The sequence below is a fragment of the Trinickia diaoshuihuensis genome (assembly GCF_003390925.1).
Classification (GTDB): domain Bacteria; phylum Pseudomonadota; class Gammaproteobacteria; order Burkholderiales; family Burkholderiaceae; genus Trinickia; species Trinickia diaoshuihuensis.
Map to the genome: position 1 here is coordinate 1 of NZ_QUBS01000070.1, position 18,141 is coordinate 18,141.

General features: G+C 63.7%; 19 protein-coding genes, 1 tRNA gene and 1 pseudogene. 13 read left to right on the top strand and 8 right to left on the bottom strand.

Annotated elements, in window-relative coordinates; genetic code table 11:
- Window positions 1-155 (bottom strand): annotated as a pseudogene (locus tag DXT59_RS31175) (inner membrane protein YpjD); the annotation flags it as partial.
- Window positions 156-249: 94 nt separating this feature from the next.
- Between DXT59_RS31175 and ffh the strand changes: the two are divergent.
- The gene (gene ffh, locus DXT59_RS13990) at window positions 250-1,617 is read left to right on the top strand and encodes a signal recognition particle protein (RefSeq protein WP_116137496.1); all 1,368 of its coding nucleotides are present in this window, start codon (window positions 250-252) and stop codon (window positions 1,615-1,617) included.
- A gap of 84 nt (window positions 1,618-1,701) precedes the next feature.
- Window positions 1,702-2,253, top strand: a complete 552-nt coding sequence (locus tag DXT59_RS13995; protein WP_116137497.1) for a hypoxanthine-guanine phosphoribosyltransferase — start codon at window positions 1,702-1,704, stop codon at window positions 2,251-2,253.
- Between the two features lie 52 nt (window positions 2,254-2,305).
- Here DXT59_RS13995 and DXT59_RS14000 read toward each other — a convergent pair whose 3' ends face one another.
- A complete protein-coding gene (locus DXT59_RS14000) occupies window positions 2,306-4,042 on the bottom strand; it encodes a proline--tRNA ligase (RefSeq protein ID WP_116137498.1) in 1,737 nt (578 codons plus the stop codon).
- Window positions 4,043-4,292: 250 nt separating this feature from the next.
- Between DXT59_RS14000 and DXT59_RS14005 the strand changes: the two genes are divergently transcribed.
- Window positions 4,293-4,934: an RNA pyrophosphohydrolase gene (locus tag DXT59_RS14005; protein WP_240324509.1), complete on the top strand. Its 642-nt coding sequence runs from the start codon at window positions 4,293-4,295 to the stop codon at window positions 4,932-4,934.
- A gap of 112 nt (window positions 4,935-5,046) precedes the next feature.
- Window positions 5,047-5,601 (top strand): CNP1-like family protein, encoded by a 555-nt coding sequence (locus DXT59_RS14010; RefSeq protein WP_116137499.1) that lies wholly within the window; start codon window positions 5,047-5,049, stop codon window positions 5,599-5,601.
- Between the two features lie 104 nt (window positions 5,602-5,705).
- Here the strand turns inward: DXT59_RS14010 and proB are convergent, their stop codons facing one another.
- The 4 genes from proB to rplU form a co-directional block, all read right to left on the bottom strand.
- The gene (gene proB / locus DXT59_RS14015) at window positions 5,706-6,824 is read right to left on the bottom strand and encodes a glutamate 5-kinase (RefSeq protein WP_116137500.1); all 1,119 of its coding nucleotides are present in this window, start codon (window positions 6,822-6,824) and stop codon (window positions 5,706-5,708) included.
- A 92-nt stretch (window positions 6,825-6,916) separates the two neighbouring features.
- Window positions 6,917-8,023: an Obg family GTPase CgtA gene (cgtA, locus tag DXT59_RS14020; RefSeq protein WP_116137501.1), complete on the bottom strand. Its 1,107-nt coding sequence runs from the start codon at window positions 8,021-8,023 to the stop codon at window positions 6,917-6,919.
- Between the two features lie 149 nt (window positions 8,024-8,172).
- Window positions 8,173-8,436, bottom strand: a complete 264-nt coding sequence (rpmA, locus tag DXT59_RS14025) for a 50S ribosomal protein L27 (RefSeq protein ID WP_102643953.1) — start codon at window positions 8,434-8,436, stop codon at window positions 8,173-8,175.
- 24 nt (window positions 8,437-8,460) lie between these two features.
- The gene (rplU, locus tag DXT59_RS14030) at window positions 8,461-8,772 is read right to left on the bottom strand and encodes a 50S ribosomal protein L21 (protein WP_115537596.1); all 312 of its coding nucleotides are present in this window, start codon (window positions 8,770-8,772) and stop codon (window positions 8,461-8,463) included.
- A 238-nt stretch (window positions 8,773-9,010) separates the two neighbouring features.
- Between rplU and DXT59_RS14035 the strand changes: the two genes are divergently transcribed.
- The 9 genes from DXT59_RS14035 to yacG all read left to right on the top strand — a co-directional run bounded on the left by DXT59_RS14035 (window position 9,011) and on the right by yacG (window position 16,800).
- Entirely contained in the window at window positions 9,011-10,003 is a 993-nt protein-coding gene (locus DXT59_RS14035) for a polyprenyl synthetase family protein (RefSeq protein WP_116137502.1), read from the top strand.
- Between the two features lie 40 nt (window positions 10,004-10,043).
- Window positions 10,044-10,120, top strand: a tRNA-Pro gene (locus DXT59_RS14040).
- Window positions 10,121-10,265: 145 nt separating this feature from the next.
- Window positions 10,266-11,558, top strand: coding sequence for an HlyC/CorC family transporter (locus tag DXT59_RS14045; protein ID WP_116137503.1), 1,293 nt, complete (start codon window positions 10,266-10,268; stop codon window positions 11,556-11,558).
- Window positions 11,559-11,672: 114 nt separating this feature from the next.
- The gene (locus tag DXT59_RS14050) at window positions 11,673-12,896 is read left to right on the top strand and encodes a GspE/PulE family protein (protein WP_116137504.1); all 1,224 of its coding nucleotides are present in this window, start codon (window positions 11,673-11,675) and stop codon (window positions 12,894-12,896) included.
- Window positions 12,893-14,002 carry a type II secretion system F family protein gene (locus DXT59_RS14055; RefSeq protein ID WP_116137505.1) on the top strand — a complete coding sequence of 370 codons (1,110 nt, stop codon included), beginning with the start codon at window positions 12,893-12,895 and terminating at the stop codon, window positions 14,000-14,002. Before DXT59_RS14050 ends, DXT59_RS14055 begins: the two co-directional genes overlap by 4 nt.
- Window position 14,003: 1 nt before the next feature.
- Window positions 14,004-14,954 (top strand): prepilin peptidase, encoded by a 951-nt coding sequence (locus DXT59_RS14060; RefSeq protein WP_116137506.1) that lies wholly within the window; start codon window positions 14,004-14,006, stop codon window positions 14,952-14,954.
- A 5-nt stretch (window positions 14,955-14,959) separates the two neighbouring features.
- Window positions 14,960-15,571 carry a dephospho-CoA kinase gene (coaE, locus tag DXT59_RS14065; protein WP_116137531.1) on the top strand — a complete coding sequence of 204 codons (612 nt, stop codon included), beginning with the start codon at window positions 14,960-14,962 and terminating at the stop codon, window positions 15,569-15,571.
- Window positions 15,572-15,769: 198 nt separating this feature from the next.
- A complete protein-coding gene (gene zapD, locus DXT59_RS14070) occupies window positions 15,770-16,525 on the top strand; it encodes a cell division protein ZapD (protein WP_116137507.1) in 756 nt (251 codons plus the stop codon).
- Window positions 16,526-16,608: 83 nt separating this feature from the next.
- Complete coding sequence (yacG, locus tag DXT59_RS14075) at window positions 16,609-16,800, top strand: DNA gyrase inhibitor YacG (protein ID WP_116137508.1); 192 nt, start codon at window positions 16,609-16,611, stop codon at window positions 16,798-16,800.
- A gap of 18 nt (window positions 16,801-16,818) precedes the next feature.
- Here the strand turns inward: yacG and DXT59_RS14080 are convergent, their stop codons facing one another.
- Together DXT59_RS14080 and DXT59_RS14085 are read right to left on the bottom strand one after the other, a co-directional pair.
- Window positions 16,819-17,238 carry an NUDIX domain-containing protein gene (locus DXT59_RS14080; RefSeq protein WP_420823390.1) on the bottom strand — a complete coding sequence of 140 codons (420 nt, stop codon included), beginning with the start codon at window positions 17,236-17,238 and terminating at the stop codon, window positions 16,819-16,821.
- A 17-nt stretch (window positions 17,239-17,255) separates the two neighbouring features.
- Window positions 17,256-18,125, bottom strand: coding sequence for an ATP-binding protein (locus tag DXT59_RS14085; protein WP_116137510.1), 870 nt, complete (start codon window positions 18,123-18,125; stop codon window positions 17,256-17,258).
- Between the last annotated feature and the right edge of the window lie 16 nt (window positions 18,126-18,141).

An 18,141-nucleotide genomic window follows, 5' to 3' on the forward strand; every position in this document is an offset into this window, starting at 1 on the left:
GGCGCGCGAGCGGACGGCGGCTCGCGCCGCGCGGCGGGCATCGGCGGCACGCTGGCGAGCATCGACGCGCCGCCCTCGACGCGATGGGCGCGCCAACCGGCGACCGCGAGGCCGCCGTAAAGGAGCGCGGTGAGGGCATACAGTACAATATCCATGTTCCAAGTTTACACTAGGCCGCCGCACCCGCCCCGCTAGACAATAGAGAAGCGTGGGCCGGGCTGCCGCCGCTCAGCTCTTCCTACGGCTCCCATGCTCGACACACTCACCCAACGGATGGCGCGCGTCGTCAAGACGCTGCGCGGCGAAGCCCGCCTCACCGAATCGAATACGCAGGAAATGCTGCGCGAAGTGCGGCTCGCGCTGCTCGAAGCCGACGTGGCGCTGCCCGTCGTGCGCGATTTCGTCGCCAAAGTCAAAGAAAAGGCGCTCGGCGAAGAAGTGCTGTCGAGCCTCTCGCCGGGGCAAGCGCTCGTATCGGTCGTGCAGCGCGAGCTCACGGCGGTCATCGGCGGAGACTACGAGGGCCGCGCCGCGGAACTCAATCTTGCCGTCACGCCGCCCGCCGTCATCCTAATGGCCGGCCTCCAAGGCGCGGGTAAGACGACGACCTCGGGCAAGCTCGCGAAGCTTTTGCGCGAGAAGTACAAGAAGAAGGTGCTGACCGTTTCGTGCGACGTGTATCGCCCCGCCGCGATCGCCCAGCTCAAGACGGTGACGGAACAAGTGGGGGCCGACTTCTTCCCATCGGAGCCGAATCAAAAGCCTGTCGATATCGCGCTCGCCGCGCTCGACTGGGCGAAGCGTCATTACCACGACGTCTTGATCGTCGACACGGCCGGCCGGCTCGGTATCGACGAGGCGATGATGCAAGAGATCGCCGCGCTGCATGCGGCCGTCAAGCCGGTCGAAACGCTGTTCGTCGTCGACGCGATGCTCGGCCAAGACGCCGTGAACACGGCCAAGGCGTTCAACGATGCACTGCCCCTGACGGGCGTCGTGCTGACCAAGCTCGACGGCGACTCGCGCGGCGGCGCGGCGCTATCGGTGCGCCACGTGACGGGTAAGCCGATCAAGTTCGTCGGGGTGGCCGAGAAGCTCGACGGACTCGAAGTGTTCTACCCGGAGCGGATGGCGAACCGGATCCTCGGCATGGGCGACATCCTCGCCCTAGTCGAGGAAGCCCAGCGCAACGTCGACGTCAAAGCCGCGCAAAAGCTGGCGGACAAGGTCAAAAAGGGCGGCGACTTCGACCTGAACGACTTCCGCGCCCAGCTTTCGCAGATGAAGAACATGGGCGGCTTGTCCACGCTGATGGATAAATTGCCCGCGCAGTTTCAACAGGCCGCTGCCGGCGCGGACATGAGCCAGGCGGAAAAGCAAATGCGCCGGATGGAAGGCATCATCAACTCGATGACGCCGGCCGAACGCGCGAAACCGGAGCTCATCAAGGCGACGCGCAAGCGCCGCATCGCCGCGGGAGCCGGTGTGCAGGTGCAGGAAGTGAACCGAATGCTCAATCAATACGAGCAGATGCGCACGATGATGAAAAAGCTCAAGGGCGGCAACCTGCAAAAAATGATGCGCGGCATGAAGGGGATGCTCCCAGGCATGCGTTAAGCGTGCGGGGGTTTATGCCGTGGCGCGATAGCGCGCGCCGCATCACACTCCTTGTATACAGTTAGTCACCGCAGGCACAACGCCATGAATCGCGAAGAAGCCCTTCACATCTTTCGCCACTCCGAGGAAATCGTCTCGGCCTCGGAGGTCAACGCATCGATCGCGGCGATGGCCGGCGCCATCCGAACCGAGATCGGCGAGGACTTCCCGCTGCTGCTCTCCGTCATGGGCGGCGCGGCCGTCTTCACGGGCATGCTGCTACCGCATCTCGACTTCCCGCTCGAGTTCGACTACATCCATCTGACGCGCTACCGCAATACGACGCAAGGCAGCACCGATATGCAGTGGCGCGTAGCGCCCGCCGAATCGGTGAAGGAACGGGTCGTACTGGTGTTGGATGACATTCTCGACGAAGGAGAGACGATGGCCGCGATCCGCGACCGGATCTTGGCGATGGGGGCGAAGCGCTTCTTGAGCGCCGTGCTCTGCGAGAAACGCATCTCGAAAGCCAAACCGCTGCGTCCCGATTTCTGCGGTTTCGAAGTGCCCGACCGCTATGTATTCGGGTGCGGTATGGATGCAAAAGGCTACTGGCGCAACCTGCCGACGATCCGGGCGCTGACCGAAGGCGCCTGAGCCGCCCCCCCGGCGAGGGGGCGGCTTCAGCCGCGCTTACGGCTGCGCCGGCTCAGCGCGCGAGCGCTGCGCGGATCTTCTCGGCGGCAAAGCCCGCCGCTTGTTCGATCGGCACGAGCGTCGGCTCGGCATCGCGCCGGCCCTGATACTCGACCTTACCTTCCTTGAGCCCGCGATCGCCGATCACGAGACGATGCGGCACGCCGATCAGTTCCCAATCCGCGAACATGACGCCGGGGCGCTCGCCGCGATCGTCGAGAATCACGTCGACCCCGGCTTCGCTCAACTGGGCGTAAAGCTTATCGGTTTGCTCGCGAACGCTCTCGCTGCGGTCGTACCCCATCGGGCACAGCACCACCTCGAACGGCGCGATCGCCTCGGGCCAGATAATGCCTCGATCATCGAAATTCTGTTCGATCGCCGCGCCGAGAATGCGCGTAATGCCGATGCCGTAGCAGCCCATCACCATCGGCTGCGGCTTGCCGTTTTCGTCGAGGAACGTCGCGCCCATCGCCTCCGAGTACTTCGTGCCGAGTTGGAACACGTGGCCCACTTCGATGCCGCGGCAGATTTCGATCTGCCCCTTGCCGTCAGGCGACGGATCGCCGGGCCGCACGTTGCGGATATCGGCCACCTCGGGCTCGGGTAGATCGCGGCCCCAATTCACGCCGGTCGTGTGGTAGTCCACTTCGTTGGAGCCGACGACGAAATCGCTCATGTTCGCCACAGTGCGATCGGCCACCACTTTCACGGGCTTTTTCGTGCCGATCGGCCCGAGGTAGCCCGGCGGCGTGCCGAACCACTCCACGATTTCAGCCTCCGTCGCAAAGCGAAAACCCGCCAGCCCGGGCAGCTTGCCCACCTTTACTTCGTTCAGATCGTGATCGCCGCGCAGCATCAAGAGCCAGATCGTCGGCTCGGCGCCTTCGTTGTCCGTCGCCAGGATGATCGACTTGATCGTCCGTTCGAGCGGGATGCCGAGAAACTCCGCGACCGCTTCGCATTTGGCCTTGCCCGGCGTCGCCGTCTTTTGCATCGCCTCCCGCGGCGCGGCACGTTCGGCGTACAACGGCAGCGCCTCGGCGGCCTCGACGTTGGCTGCGAAATCGGATGCCGGACAGTAAGCGATATCGTCCTCGCCCGTGGCCGCGATCACGTGAAATTCCTGCGAGCGATTGCCGCCGATCGAGCCGCTATCGGCGTTCACCGCGCGGAACTCGAGCCCGATGCGCGTGAAGATCCGCACATAGGCGTCGAACATCTTGCGATACGACTCTTGCAGTCCCGCCTGGTCCTTGTCGAACGAATAGGCGTCCTTCATCGTGAACTCGCGCCCGCGCATCACCCCGAAGCGCGGCCGAATCTCGTCGCGGAACTTCGTTTGGATCTGATAGAAGTTCACCGGCATCTGCCGGTAGCTCTTGATCTGATTGCGGGCGATGTCGGTGACCACCTCTTCGTGCGTCGGTCCGATCACGAACTCGCTTTGCTTGCGATCTTTGAAGCGCAGCAGTTCCGGCCCGTATTGCACCCAGCGCCCGGACTCCTGCCACAATTCGGCCGGCTGCACGGCAGGCATGAGAAGTTCGAGCGCGCCGGCGCGATCCATTTCCTCGCGCACGATGGCCTCGACCTTACGAATCGAGCGCAGTCCGACCGGCAGGTAGCTATAGATGCCGCCCGCGACGCGCCGGATCATGCCCGCGCGCAACATCAACTTGTGGCTGACGACTTCCGCGTCCGCCGGAGCTTCCTTCAGGGTGCCGATAAAGAAACGTGAGGCTTTCATTCAACGATTTTCCAAAAGCGACAGCCCGCAGCGAGCCGCCGAAAGAAGGGAACGAGTGATTGTAGGGCATCGGCCGGAGCCGCCGCGCAGATGGCTTCATAACCGACGCGCGACGCGATTCATCAGACAAGTCATCGGCGCGCCAGGGCACGATTGTTGCCGTGTCCGAACCCTTATGGTGCATGCCGATGCCAAAGGCTCGTTATCTGTTTATAATCAAAGCAATTTTAAAGGATTCGAAGGTGGTTGTATGCTTGATCGCGAAGGCTTTCGCCCGAACGTCGGCATCATCCTCTTGAACGCGCACAACGAGGTGTTTTGGGGTAAGCGGCTGCGTGAACATTCCTGGCAGTTTCCGCAAGGGGGCATCAAGTATGGCGAGACCCCCTTGCAAGCGATGTATCGGGAGTTACACGAAGAAACCGGCTTGCGCCCCGAACACGTCAAGATCATCGGTCGCACGCGCGACTGGTTGCGTTATGAGGTGCCCGACAAGTTCATCAAGCGCGAAGTACGCGGCCACTACCGCGGCCAGAAACAAATCTGGTTCTTGCTTCGGATGGTCGGGCGCGACTGCGACATCTGCCTGCGCGCCACCGATCACCCGGAATTCGATGCTTGGCGTTGGAACGAGTATTGGGTTCCGCTCGACGCCGTGATCGAGTTCAAGCGGGATGTCTATCAATTGGCGCTGACGGAACTGTCGCGCTTTCTGCGGCGCGCCGTACCGCGCACGGAAAAGCAGCCGCGCGGACCGCAGCACGGCGGGCGTTATCCGCGCATGTCGCCCTCGGCGCAACTTCCGGCGGCCGGCGGTACGCCCTTGCAGGCGACCAACGGCAGCGCGGACGCATCGCCCTACTCCACGCCGAGTTTCATCCTGCCCGACTAACCGGATCCGCCGCCCAAGCGGCGCCCCCGCGCATATCGCTCGCGCGAGCGTGCGCGCGGGCGCTATCATTCGGGTCTCACAATCTTTGTGCCCGATCACCGAGGTACCTACATTGAAAGCGATCGCTCTCGCACTGGCCTGCGTGGCCGGCAGCGGCATCCTGGCCGCCTGCTCGCACATGCCCGCCAACCCCAAAGACGACTCCACGTTTCAGTACTTGCTCGACCGTAAGTCGGAATGGAAGGAAGACAAGGTCGAAACGCTGCCGCCGTTGCCGAGCGAGCATGATTTGATCGCGTTCGACGTATCTCAAAACTCACCGTTGCATTACGCGGTGGATGCGAAGTCGCTGAACGTCGGCTCCGACGGGGTGGTGCGCTATACGGTCGTCATCACGAGCCCGAGCGGCGCGCGTAACGTCAATTACGAGGGGATTCGCTGCGACACGTACGAGTGGCGGCTCTACGCCGGTTTGAATGCCGATCACGACGGCTGGGATCGCTCCGTCGCCAACGACTGGACGCGGATCGAAAACGGCAACCTCAACGCCTATCAAGCGTCGCTCTATCAGGACTACTTCTGCGCCAGCAAAATGGTGACGGGCAACGCGAAGACGATCGTCAACAATATGCGATTCAATCGCACCGCCACGTCGATCAGGCAATGACGTTGGACGCCGGCGTCTGGCTACGCTGGCATCGCCGCGCATGAAAACGCCCGCGTGCTCAACGGAGCATGCGGGCGTTATTCGAACAGCGACTGAGCGCCGCCTCAGATGACGACTAAGTTGTCGCGGTGGATCAACACCGGCTCGAGCATATAGCCAAGGATCGATTCGATCTCGGTGCTCGGGCGGCGCCTGATCAGCATGGTCTCCGCACTGCTGTAGTTCGTCAGCCCACGCGCCACCTCGCGGCCGGTCAAACTCACGCAAGCGATCACTTCGCCGCGCGCGAATGCGCCTTGCACGTCGACGACCCCGATCGGTAGCAAGCTCTTGCCGCCGACGGTCAGCTTTTCCACGGCGCCGTCGTCGATGACGACGTGTCCGCGCACTTGCAGATGATCGGCCATCCACTGTTTGCGCGCCGCCAGCCGTGCCGTGCGGGCGACGAGTTGCGTTCCGATCGCCTCGCCCGTGGCGAGGCGCGTCAACACGTCGGGCTCGCGGCCGCTCGCGATCACCGTGTTCGCGCCGCTGCCGGCCGCGCGCTTGGCCGCCAGGATTTTCGTCAGCATGCCGCCGCGGCCGATGGCCGACCCCGCGCCGCCGGCCATCGCTTCGAGCTCGGGGGCGCCGGCATCGGCCTGGCCGACGAGTTCGGCCGCCGGATCCTTGCGCGGATCGGCCGTAAACAAGCCCTGCTGATCGGTGAGGATGATGAGCGCATCGCCTTCGATCAGGTTCGCGACCAGCGCGCCTAGCGTGTCGTTGTCGCCGAATTTGATTTCGTCGGTCACGACCGTGTCGTTTTCGTTGATGATCGGCACGACACCCAAGCGCAGCAACGTCAAGAGCGTCGAGCGCGCGTTCAAGTAGCGCTCGCGGTCGGCCAAGTCCGCATGCGTGAGAAGAATCTGCGCCGTCCGTATGCCGTACTCGGCGAAGCGGCTTTCGTAGACCTGAGCCAGTCCCATTTGGCCTACCGCGGCGGCGGCCTGCAATTCGTCGATTTCACGCGGACGCTTGGTCCAGCCCAGACGCTGCATGCCCTCGGCGATCGCGCCGGAGCTGACGAGCACGACCTCTTTGCCGCGTTCGCGCAACTGCGCGATTTGCGCCGCCCAGCGGCCGATCGCCGCTTGATCGAGGCCGCGCCCCTCGTTCGTCACGAGGCTCGATCCCACCTTTACCACCAAGCGCTTCGAATCCGCGATGACAGAGCGCATCGTGCGAAAGTCTCCATGAATGATCGGTGAGCCCGCCGTCAACAGTCGGGCGGCGGTGAGCGCCGGCCGCTGCCGGCGCCCTGGGCAAAACGTCAGGCCTCGTGCTTGGGCGTATCGCCCGGCTGCGGCGCGTCGCGAAAGCGCACGTCCGCCGCGAGGTCCTCCGCCTGCTCGGCGCGATGAGCGTCCGAATGCTCGGACAGGTAATCGTAGACGGCGTAACAGAGATTCTCGCAGCCCAGCCCCGTCAGCGCGGAGATCTGGAAGACGGGCCCCGTCCACTCGAACCGCGCGAGGAAATCGGCCACGCGCGCATCGCGCTCGTCCTCGGCGATCATGTCGAGTTTGTTGAGCACGAGCCAGCGCGGCTTCTGATAAAGCGCCTCGTCGTACTTGCGCAGCTCGGCGACGATCGCCCTCGCCTCGGCAACGGGATCGACGGTCTCGTCGAACGGTGCGAGGTCGACGAGATGCAACAGCAAACCGGTGCGCTGTAGATGGCGCAAGAATTGGTGCCCGAGCCCGGCGCCTTCGGCCGCGCCTTCGATGAGGCCCGGGATATCCGCGATGACAAAGCTTTTGCTGGGTCCCACACGGACGACGCCGAGATTCGGCGCAAGCGTCGTGAAGGGGTAATCGGCGATCTTCGGCTTCGCGTTCGAGACCGACGAAATGAACGTCGATTTACCGGCGTTCGGCATGCCGAGCAAGCCCACGTCGGCGAGCACCTTCAGTTCCAGACGCAGCATGCGGCGCTCGCCGGGCTTGCCGTCCGTTTTCTGACGCGGTGCGCGGTTCGTGCTCGATTTGAAATGCAAGTTGCCGAGACCACCGGCCCCGCCTTGAGCGATCAGCACCTTCTGATCATGCTCGGTCAGGTCGGCGATGAGCTCGCCCGTGTCGAGATCGCTGATGACGGTGCCGACGGGCATGCGCAGGACGATATCGTCGCCGCCCTTGCCGTAGCAATCGGAACCGCGGCCGTTTTCGCCGTTGCGCGCTTGGTGCTTCTTCGCGTACCGGTAATCGACGAGGGTGTTGATATTGCGGTCGGCGACCGCATAGACGCTGCCCCCTCGGCCGCCGTCGCCGCCGTCGGGGCCGCCGAACGGAACGAATTTCTCGCGGCGCATCGACGCGCTGCCGTCGCCGCCGTCGCCGGCGATCACTTCGATCCGCGCTTCGTCAATGAACTTCATCTATCGCTCCGTCCCGTGTTTACCGTATTTTGCCGCTTGGCTAGCGCGCCCGCACCTTGGCCGCGCATAAAAACCGGCGCACAGAAGAAAAAAGGCCCCGCCAACCACGCGGGGCCTTTTTACTGTGTCGCTCCCGTGTCTGATCGATCTCAGACCGCTGCCGGGAGGACGACGACCGTATGCTTCTTGTCGGCGCCTTTCGTCGTGAACTTGACGTGGCCGTCGACCAACGCGAACAGCGTGTGGTCCTTGCCCATGCCGACGTTATCGCCAGCATGCATGCGCGTGCCGCGTTGGCGCACGATGATGCCGCCCGCGTTGATCGCTTGGCCGCCGTACACCTTGACGCCGAGGCGCTTCGACTCGGAGTCGCGGCCGTTGCGGGAAGACCCGCCTGCTTTTTTGTGTGCCATCTGATAGCTCCTGAACCGGTGCGCTTACGCGTTGATCGCGTCGATGCGCAGTTCGGTATAGTTCTGGCGGTGACCTTGGTGCTTCTGATAGTGCTTCCGGCGACGCATCTTGAAGATCGTCACTTTGGCGTGCCGCCCATGCGATACGACGGTAGCCTTGACGGAAGCCCCACCCACCAGCGGCGTACCGAACTTAATCGATTCGCCTTCGCCTACCGCGAGAACCTGGTCGAGCGTGATTTCAGCGTCAATGTCTGCCGGTATCTGTTCTACTTTCAATTTTTCGCCGACAGCAACTTTGTACTGCTTGCCGCCGGTTTTTATGACCGCGTACATTGAGAACCTCACTCTGTGTGCGCCGCGCGCACTTTGCGCCGACGCTTTTTTCAAACCTACCTACTGCTCTTCTTTTCCACGCACCGTGCGTGAAAACGCGTGATTATACATGGAGTTAGCGGCGCGGTCAAAGCAGGCGTTCGTCCGCCGCGCGTGCGTGCGCGCCCGGGCGCGCCGCCTGGCCCCTCGGGCAGCCGCATAACCTTTATAATCCGCGGCATCACACCATTTTCTCATCATGTCGTCGACCGCCACCTCTTCCCCCAGCGCCGCCAACTTGCTCGCCCCGATTTCGGAGGACATGGAGCAAGTCAATCGCGTCATTCGGCAACGTTTGGCCTCCGAGGTGATGCTCATCAACCAGATCTCGGAATACATCATCGGCGCCGGCGGCAAGCGGCTGCGCCCCGCGCTGCTATTGCTCGTGGCGCGCGCGCTCGGCGACGCGACGGGCCACCGGCACGAGCTCGCGGCGATCGTGGAGTTTATCCATACGGCGACGCTGCTGCACGACGACGTGGTCGACGAATCCGATCTTCGGCGCGGCCGCCAGACCGCGAACGCGCTGTTCGGCAATGCCGCGAGCGTGCTCGTGGGCGATTTTCTCTACTCCCGTTCGTTCCAGATGATGGTCGGCATCGGCAAGATGCGCATCATGGAAATCCTTGCCGAAGCCACGAACATCATCTCCGAAGGCGAAGTGCTGCAATTGCTCAACATGCATGACGCCGATGTGGACGAAGCGCGCTACATGCAGGTCATTCGCTACAAGACGGCGAAGCTGTTCGAGGCGGCCGCCCAGCTCGGCGCCGTGATCTCGGGGGTCGACGCGAAGACGGAGGCCGCGGCGGCCGAGTTCGGCCGGCGCATCGGCACGGCATTCCAGATCATGGACGACTGGCTCGATTACACGGGCACGGCCGAATCGATGGGCAAGAACGCCGGCGACGATCTGCGCGAAGGCAAGCCTACGCTGCCGCTGATCTATTTGATCGAGCGCGGCACGCCGGAACAATCGGCGCTGGCGCGCGAGGCGATCGAGCAAGGCGGCACGGACCGCTTCGAGACGATCTTCGAAGCGATTTCGTCTTCGGGCGCGCTCGATCACACGCTCGAATGCGCGAAGCGCGAGGCGCAGGCGGCCGCGGATGCAATTTCTTCGTTCCCGGATTCCATTTACAAAGAAAGCCTGCTAGAATTATGTTTTTACTCGACGGCCCGCCAGTCTTGAACGAGACTGATCTGCCGGAAGAGTCCAAGCAGTGACAATTCGGGGTGTAGCTTAGCCTGGTAGAGCGCTACGTTCGGGACGTAGAGGCCGGAGGTTCGAATCCTCTCACCCCGACCAGAATTTTGAATGGCTCGTCAAATTTGACGGGCCATTTTCTTTTGTACTTTCGTGTTGTCGTTCACCCCAGCCATCCCCCCCCAGCCCGCCCCACCCGCTCTGCTATATTCTTGCCATCCCTTTCATTACCACTTCAGCACGACGCGTGGACCAAATTCCCTTGTGGGCGCAAATTGGCGCCGTTTTCGTCCTCCTCCTGTTCTCCGGCTTTTTCTCGATTTCCGAGACGGCGATGATGGCCCTCAACCGGCACCGGTTGAAGTACCTCGCCGGCAAGGGGGCATTCGGCGCGAAGACGACCCAAGGCTTGCTCGCACGGACCGATCAGTTGCTCGGCGTCGTGCTCATCGGCAACAACCTGCTGAACACGATCATCCCCGTGTTGACGACCTCGATCGCGCTGCGCACGTTCGGCCGCGACAATCTCGTCCTCTCGATCGCCACGGGTATCGTCGCCTTCCTCATCATCGTCTTCGCCGAAATCACGCCGAAGATCGTCGGCGCGACTTACCCGGAGAAAATCGCCCTACCCGCCAGCGTCGTCATCGCGCCGTTGATGCGCGTGCTCAAGCCCGCCGTTTGGCTCGTGAACTTGTTCTCGAACGCGATCCTTTACGTCCTGCACATCAATACGAAAGGCGGACGCGAGCAACGTCTCACCACCGAGGAAGTGCGCGCCATCGTGCTCGAATCGGGCAGCTTCATGCCGACCAAGCACCGCAGCATCTTGCTAAACCTATTCGACCTCGAAAACATTTCGGTCGACGATGTCATGATCCCGCGCCGGCGAATCGAATCGCTCGATCTCGATGCGCCCTTCGACGACATCTTGCATCAACTCGAAACCTGCTATCACAACAAGCTGATCGTCTATCAAGGCGACATCGAGCGCGTCGTCGGCGTGTTGCACGTGCGCAAAACGCTCGCCGCCCTGCATAAGCAGGAACTCACACGCGAGACGCTGCACGAATTGCTGACGGACCCGTACTTCGTCCCCTCGGGCACGCCCGTGTTCCAGCAGCTCCAATACTTCCAGGAAACGCGGCAACGCACGGCGCTCGTCGTGAACGAATACGGCGAACTCGAAGGACTCGTGACGCCCGAGGACATCATCGAAGAGTTGATCGGGGAATTTACGACGTCGATCCCGCGCAGCGCCGGCACGCGCAAGGGCTGGACGGAAAACGGCGAATGCATCGTCGCCGGCAGCATGCCGCTGCGCGAGTTGAACCGTTGGCTGCAACTGACTTTGCCGACCGACGGTCCGAAAACGCTGAACGGGCTGATTCTAGAAACGCTTGAAGAAATCCCGGAAGGCGACGTCTGTCTGCAAATCGGCGACGTCCAACTCGAAGTGCTCCAAAGCGACGACCAAGCCGTGCGCACGGTCAAGCTCTTCAAGCCGCGCACACGCGCAACCGCGAAGCCGCAAGTCTGATCGCGGCGGGCGGGCCGCATCGATCGCGTTGGCCGATCGGACGAATGGAGCACCGAAGCGCCGTGGGCGATGATCGACGGATCGCGTACCACGCCGGCGTAGCGCCGCTTTTCGATGCCCGCTCCTTTATCACCGCCTTTACCGACCGAACCCGTCCTGGCCGATGACGGCCCCGCCGCCCGGCTCTTCGCCGCGACGCTCGATCAAGCGGCCGCGCGCGGCGCTTCCGACATTCATATCGAGCCGAGCGAACGCGGCTGGCGCATTCGCTTGCGCGTGGACGGCGCATTACATGAGATGCCGGCTCCCCCGGCCCATTTGCGCGACGCGGTCGTGACAAGGGTCAAGGTGCTCGCTCGGCTGGATATCGCGGAGCGGCGCGTCCCGCAAGACGGCCGCTTACGGCTAACCGTCGCGCCGGGCAGGACCGAGGACTACCGCGTGAGCGCCTTGCCCACGACGCACGGGGAGAAACTCGCCCTGCGGCGCCTCGAAGCACTACCGGCCGACCTATCGCTTGCCTCGCTCGGGTTCGACGCGCGGCAGCGCCCCATCGTCGAAGCGGCAATTCGCGCGCCGCACGGGCTCGTGCTCGTGACGGGGCCGACCGGGAGCGGTAAAACGCTTTCGCTTTATGCGTTCCTGCATCTGCTCAATGAGCCATCGCGCAATATCTGCACCGTGGAAGACCCGGCGGAAATCCAACTCGCGGGCGTCAACCAGGTCAGCGTCCGCGAGAAAACGGGGCTGACCTTCGCCGCAGCATTGCGCGCACTGCTTCGGCAAGATCCGGACGTCATCATGGTGGGAGAAATTCGCGACCACGAAACAGCCGACGTCGCGTTAAAGGCCGCCCAAACCGGCCACCTCGTGCTGGCGACGCTGCATACGAACGATGCTCCCAGTGCGATCGGGCGCCTGATCAATATCGGCGTCGCGCCGTACAGCCTTTCCGCGGCCTTGCGGCTCGTCACCGCGCAGCGGCTCGTGCGGCGCCTATGCCCGCTCTGCCGTGCGCCGGAGCAGATATCGTCCGCCGCCCGCGCGGCCGCCGGTTTTGCACACGAAGCCGAATCGACTTGGACGGCGTACACCGCTGCCGGCTGCGCGGCCTGTCACGGCGCAGGTTACGCGGGACGTATCGGCGTCCATCAAGTGATGCCCATATCGTCCGCCATGCGAGATCTCATCGACACGCAGGCGAGCGGTCAGACCATGGTCGAACAGGCGCGATCGGAGAGCATCGGGTCGCTACGCGAGGCGGCGCTCGCACGGGTGCTCGACGGGACCACTAGTCTCGCCGAAGTCCTCGCGGCCACGGATCCGAATCCGGTATGAGCGGCAACTCCGGCGGCAACCTCGACCGCCGCGTCAGCGCGACGGTTCGCATGGGCGCCGACAAGCGGCGCAGATCGACGCCGCGCGCGGTCACGGCGTTCACACGGCAGTTGGCGAGCCTGCTGGGCGCGGGGCTCGCGCTCGTTCAAGCGCTCGATCTCATCGCACGTTCGGAGCGGCGCGACGCCATGCCGTACGTTGCAGGCGCGCTCGCGCGGCGCATCTCGAACGGGGAGCGATTCGCGGTGGCGCTCACCGCCTATCCGGCCCAGTTCGATCGCCTCTATCTCGAACTGTGCGCAATCGGCGAAGCCACGGGCTCGCTCTCGCTCGTGCTCGCGCGCATCGTCGAGCACCGCGAGCGCGCGAGCGCCCTACGCGGCAAGCTGCGTTCCGCGCTTGCCTATCCCTGCGCGGTCGTGCTGCTCGCCGGGGCCGTCACCGCGGCTTTGCTGACATTCGTGGTGCCGACGTTCAGTCATGTGTTCGATAGTTACGGTACCGCGCTGCCCGGTCCGACGCGCGCGGTCATCGCGCTTTCCGAGTTTGTCACATACTGGGGCCCGCTCGTTCTGGCCGCATCGGCAAGTCTGCTGCTCGTCGTTATACATCTTGTACGACGCTCGCCCCGTGCCCGCACCGCGCGCGATCGCGCGCTGCTCTCGATACCCCTGGCGGGTCCGCTCTTGCGCGCGACGGCTGCCGCGCGCTGGTCGCGCTCGCTCGGCACGCTGCTCGCCGCCGGCATCCCGCTCTCCGACGCCCTGCGCGCGCTGTCGCGCGTCACTGGCAATGCGGTGTTCGACGCGGCAAGCGCGCAGATCGAAGCGCGGCTGCGTCGCGGTGAACGGCTCGCCCAGGCAATGCGCGGCGTCGCGTGTTTCCCGTCCGCTTTCGTCGAAACCATCGCCGTGGCGGAAGAATCGGGTGCGCTCGATGCGATGCTGCTCGACTGCGCGGCGCTCGCCGAACGTGAAATCGACGAGGCACTTGCGCTCGCGAGCGCCTGCGCCGAGCCGTTCATCGTGATCGTGCTTGGGCTCGCCGTCGGCGCACTCGTCGTCGCGCTTTATCTGCCTGTCATCGAACTCGGCAACGTGGTGTAGCATGCCCCCCATTCGCCATTCGGCCACGATTACCCTATCCTCCGTGTACGCCTCTGTCTTCAGCAATCCGATTTCGCGCGTGTCCATCGATATCGGCGCCGCGTTCGGCGGCTTGCCGCCCGCCTTGCAGTTCGCCTTCGCGGTCATGTTCGGCCTTGTCATCGGCAGTTTCGTCAATGTCGTCGTCCACCGGTTGCCGATCATGCTCGAGCGCGCCTGGCGGATGGAGATCAGCGAGGCAACGGGGCAAGCCGCGCCGAGCGATGCGCTGCCCGCGCGCTACAACCTGTGCGTGCCGCGCAGCGCCTGCCCACATTGCGGTCACGTGCTGCGCGTACATGAAAACATTCCCGTCCTAGGCTACGCGCTGCTGCGCGGCCGTTGTTCGGCATGCCGGGCGCCGATCAGCCCGCGTTATCCGCTGGTCGAACTCGCCGGCGGGGCGCTGGCGGCGGCCTCGCTCGCTTTCTATGGACCGACGGGACAGGCGCTCGCGGCATTCGGCTTGACGGCCGCCCTGCTGGCGATGAGCGCGATCGACGCCGAAACGCGGCTGTTACCCGATTCGCTCACGTTGCCGCTGCTCTGGGCGGGTCTCATCGTCAATTTCGGCGACACCTTCGCGACCTTGCACGCGGCCGTCGCCGGTGCGATTGCGGGCTACGTGTTCCTCTGGTCGATTTATTGGCTGTTCCGGTTCGCGCGCGGCGTGGAAGGCATGGGCTACGGCGACTTCAAATTGCTCGCGGCCCTCGGCGCCTGGCTCGGGTGGGCGGCACTGCCGCAAATCGTTCTCATCGCCGCCGTCACGGGCGCCGTCGCGGGTTTGCTTGCCATGTGGTCGGGACGCTTGCGGTTCGAGGAGCCGCTTCCGTTCGGGCCGTTTTTGGCGCTGGGCGGCGTCGTGACGCTCTTCGCGGGTACGCCGATTTTTCATCTGCTGGGGGGATGACCGTTATGTTCGCCGTCGGACTCACGGGGGGAATCGGTAGCGGCAAATCCACGATCGCCGATCTGTTCGCCACGCACGGCGTCGCTGTTGTCGACACCGATGCGATCGCGCATCGCATCACGGCGCCTGGCGGCGCGGCGATGGGTGCGATCGAGCAAGCGTTCGGACCGCAATTCGTCGCGCCCGACGGCTCACTCGATCGCGCCAGAATGCGCGCCTTGGTGTTTTCCGACGACACGGCCAAAGCCCGGCTCGAGGCCATCACCCATCCATTGATTCGATCCGAAACCGAGCGCGAACGCGAAGCGGCAATCGGCCCTTACGTCATCGTCGTCGTGCCGCTGCTGGTCGAATCGGGCACATGGCGCTCGCGCGTCGATCGCGTGCTGGTGGTCGACTGCGACGTGGAGACGCAAATCGAACGCGTCATGCGGCGCAACGCGTTTTCACGCGAACAAGTACTCGCGATCATCGCGCGCCAGGCCACGCGCGAGGCACGCCTTGCGGCGGCGGACGACGTCATCGTGAACGACGCGACGCCGCTCGACGCCCTGGCACGCGAAGTGCACGTCCTTCACCGGCACTATTTGTCACTCGCCGGCGCCGCACCGGCTTAGCGGTCCGCGGGTAGAACACGAGGCACGTTCGAAACCCAAGATCTCGAACGCGCGGGACGATACGCCGTATACGTTCGCCGACGGTTCAATCTAACGAAAAACCAGTAAAAAGTGCCCGATTCCGTGATTGCCGGGGTCAATCCGGGGCATTAGAATGTGCTGCAATCCCACCACCCACGACGTCAGGGGCGAGCCCGCTTGATTCTTTACGAGTATCCGTTCAACGAGCGAATTCGCACACTGCTGCGTCTCGAAGATTTGTTCGAGCGCTTTACGTTCTTTTTGAATCAAGATGACCCGCGGGAGCACCACGTCGCACTGACGACGCTGTTCGAAATCGCAGAAGTCACCGGCCGGGCGGACCTCAAGTCGGACTTGATGAAAGAACTGGAGCGGCAGCGGCAAACCCTCGCGCCGTTCCGCGGCAATCCCGGGATCGAGCAGAACGCCCTCGAGGCGGTGCTGGGCGAAATCGAGCAGACGCTCGCCGGTTTGGCACAGATGCAGGGCAAGACCGGTCAGCATCTGACCGATAACGAGTGGCTAGCGAGCATCCGCAGCCGCGCGATCATCCCCGGCGGCACCTGCGAGTTCGACTTGCCCTCGTACTACGCGTGGCAGCACTTGCATCCCGACCAGCGCCGCCAAGACATCGCCAAATGGATCACGCCGCTGCTGCCGCTGCGCGATGCCGCCTCGATCGTACTGCGGCTCGCCCGCGAGTCGGGTCAAGCATCGAAAGTCATGGCGATGCAGGGCAGCTACCAGCAAATGCTATCGGGCCGGACCTACCAGCTCATGCAGGTGCGCGTGTCGCCCGAGCTGCGTGTCATTCCCGAAGCCAGTGCCAACAAGTACATGCTGTGGGTGCGCTTCACGGTACAAGATGGGGATTTGCGTCCGCGCGCCGTCGATGTGGACGTGCCGTTCCAATTGACGCTGTGCAGCCTTTGATCGAATGCGCGGCAAGTTTCATCGCGCGAAATTCGTCGCTGCCGCGCCCGTGCGCGGCAGCCTACTCATGATTGCCTGACAGTATGGTTACCGTCGTCAAATGCCCGACCTGCGGGAAAGATGTCCGCTGGACGCCCGAAAACCGTTTCCGGCCGTTCTGCTCCGAACGATGCAAGCAGATCGACCTCGGCGCGTGGGCCAATGAGAAGTACCGCATCGGCGGCACCGACGAGGATCCGCCCTCGGACGAGGATAAGCACGGCGATCTGAACTGAGCGGCGGCCGCCGCCCGGTCATTCGGCCGCGAGCAACTCCAGCACGGGGATGGCCGCGGGCAACAGCGGCGCCACCTCGACGGGCAGACGCTGCCAGCTAAACGCCTGGCCCTCGCGTCCATGCGGCTCGCCGGTCCAGCCCGTCACCTTGCAAAAGTACAGCCGCACGTAGGCGTGCGGGTAATCGTGCTCGAGCGTATGCCATTGATGGCAAGCCGTCAGCGTGATCCCGAGTTCCTCATGCAACTCGCGCGACAGCGCCGCTTCGACGGTCTCACCCCGTTCGAGCTTGCCGCCCGGAAATTCCCAATAGCCCTCGTAAGGCTTGCCGGGAGGCCGCTGCGCGAGCAAATACCGTCCGTCGGGATGGACGACGACGCCTACGGCCACCTCGGTCACAGGGCGTCCGTCGGGCGCGCGATCGGCGGCAGCTTCCATGCCGTTTGGCTTCGCGCTCATGCCGGCGTCCTACGGCCCGACCAATCGCGGGCAAATTGCCAAGCCACACGACCCGAGCGCGATCCGCGCTCGAGCGCCCAGACGAGCGCGTCGCCGCGCGCATTCGCGACCTCTTCGTCGCTGCAGCCGAAATGGCGCAGCCAATGGCCGACGATCGTCAGGTAATCGTCTTGCTTGAACGGGTAGAAGCTAACCCACAGGCCAAAGCGCTCGGAGAGCGAAATCTTTTCCTCGACGACCTCGCCCGGATGAATCTCGCCGTCGGACGTGTGCTTGTACGTCTCGTTGTCGCTCATGTACTCGGGCAGCAAATGCCGGCGGTTCGACGTCGCATAGATGAGGACGTTATCGGATTGCGCCGATACGGAGCCGTCGAGCGCAACCTTCAATGCCTTGTAGCCCGATTCGCCTTCCTCGAACGAAAGGTCGTCGCAAAACACGATGAACCGCTCGGGCCGCGATGCAATGAGCTCGGTAATGTCGCCCAGATCGTGCAAATCGTCCTTGTCGACCTCGATCAGGCGCAGACCGTCTTTCGCGTAGGCGTTCAGGCAGGCTTTGATCAACGACGACTTGCCGGTCCCGCGCGCCCCCGTCAACAGCACGTTGTTCGCCGGATGCTTGTTCACGAACTGACGCGTGTTCTGTTCGATTAGGGCCTTTTGGCGATCGATGTTTTGCAAATCGGCCAGAGAGATCGACGAAATAGCCGGGACGGGCTGCAAATAGCCGCGGCCTTGGCGTTTGCGCCAACGGAACGCGACGGCAGCCGACCAGTCGACGTCCGGCGCCGCCGGCGGGAGCATGCCTTCAAGACGGCCGAGCAATGCCTCGGCGCGCGTCAAAAACTGTTCGAGTTTGTCCATGAGCGATGAGCGGTGA

What these genes read in the sequence shown, in the direction of transcription:
- ffh (WP_116137496.1), top strand. Translation starts at nt 250, where the DNA reads ATGCTCGACACACTCACCCAACGGATGGCGCGCGTCGTCAAGACGCTG.
- DXT59_RS13995 (WP_116137497.1), top strand. Translation starts at nt 1,702, where the DNA reads ATGAATCGCGAAGAAGCCCTTCACATCTTTCGCCACTCCGAGGAAATC.
- DXT59_RS14000 (WP_116137498.1), bottom strand. Translation starts at nt 4,042, where the DNA reads ATGAAAGCCTCACGTTTCTTTATCGGCACCCTGAAGGAAGCTCCGGCG.
- DXT59_RS14005 (WP_240324509.1), top strand. Translation starts at nt 4,293, where the DNA reads ATGCTTGATCGCGAAGGCTTTCGCCCGAACGTCGGCATCATCCTCTTG.
- proB (WP_116137500.1), bottom strand. Translation starts at nt 6,824, where the DNA reads ATGCGCTCTGTCATCGCGGATTCGAAGCGCTTGGTGGTAAAGGTGGGA.
- cgtA (WP_116137501.1), bottom strand. Translation starts at nt 8,023, where the DNA reads ATGAAGTTCATTGACGAAGCGCGGATCGAAGTGATCGCCGGCGACGGC.
- rpmA (WP_102643953.1), bottom strand. Translation starts at nt 8,436, where the DNA reads ATGGCACACAAAAAAGCAGGCGGGTCTTCCCGCAACGGCCGCGACTCC.
- rplU (WP_115537596.1), bottom strand. Translation starts at nt 8,772, where the DNA reads ATGTACGCGGTCATAAAAACCGGCGGCAAGCAGTACAAAGTTGCTGTC.
- DXT59_RS14035 (WP_116137502.1), top strand. Translation starts at nt 9,011, where the DNA reads ATGTCGTCGACCGCCACCTCTTCCCCCAGCGCCGCCAACTTGCTCGCC.
- DXT59_RS14050 (WP_116137504.1), top strand. Translation starts at nt 11,673, where the DNA reads ATGCCCGCTCCTTTATCACCGCCTTTACCGACCGAACCCGTCCTGGCC.
- DXT59_RS14055 (WP_116137505.1), top strand. Translation starts at nt 12,893, where the DNA reads ATGAGCGGCAACTCCGGCGGCAACCTCGACCGCCGCGTCAGCGCGACG.
- DXT59_RS14060 (WP_116137506.1), top strand. Translation starts at nt 14,004, where the DNA reads ATGCCCCCCATTCGCCATTCGGCCACGATTACCCTATCCTCCGTGTAC.
- coaE (WP_116137531.1), top strand. Translation starts at nt 14,960, where the DNA reads ATGTTCGCCGTCGGACTCACGGGGGGAATCGGTAGCGGCAAATCCACG.
- yacG (WP_116137508.1), top strand. Translation starts at nt 16,609, where the DNA reads ATGGTTACCGTCGTCAAATGCCCGACCTGCGGGAAAGATGTCCGCTGG.
- DXT59_RS14080 (WP_420823390.1), bottom strand. Translation starts at nt 17,238, where the DNA reads ATGGAAGCTGCCGCCGATCGCGCGCCCGACGGACGCCCTGTGACCGAG.
- DXT59_RS14085 (WP_116137510.1), bottom strand. Translation starts at nt 18,125, where the DNA reads ATGGACAAACTCGAACAGTTTTTGACGCGCGCCGAGGCATTGCTCGGC.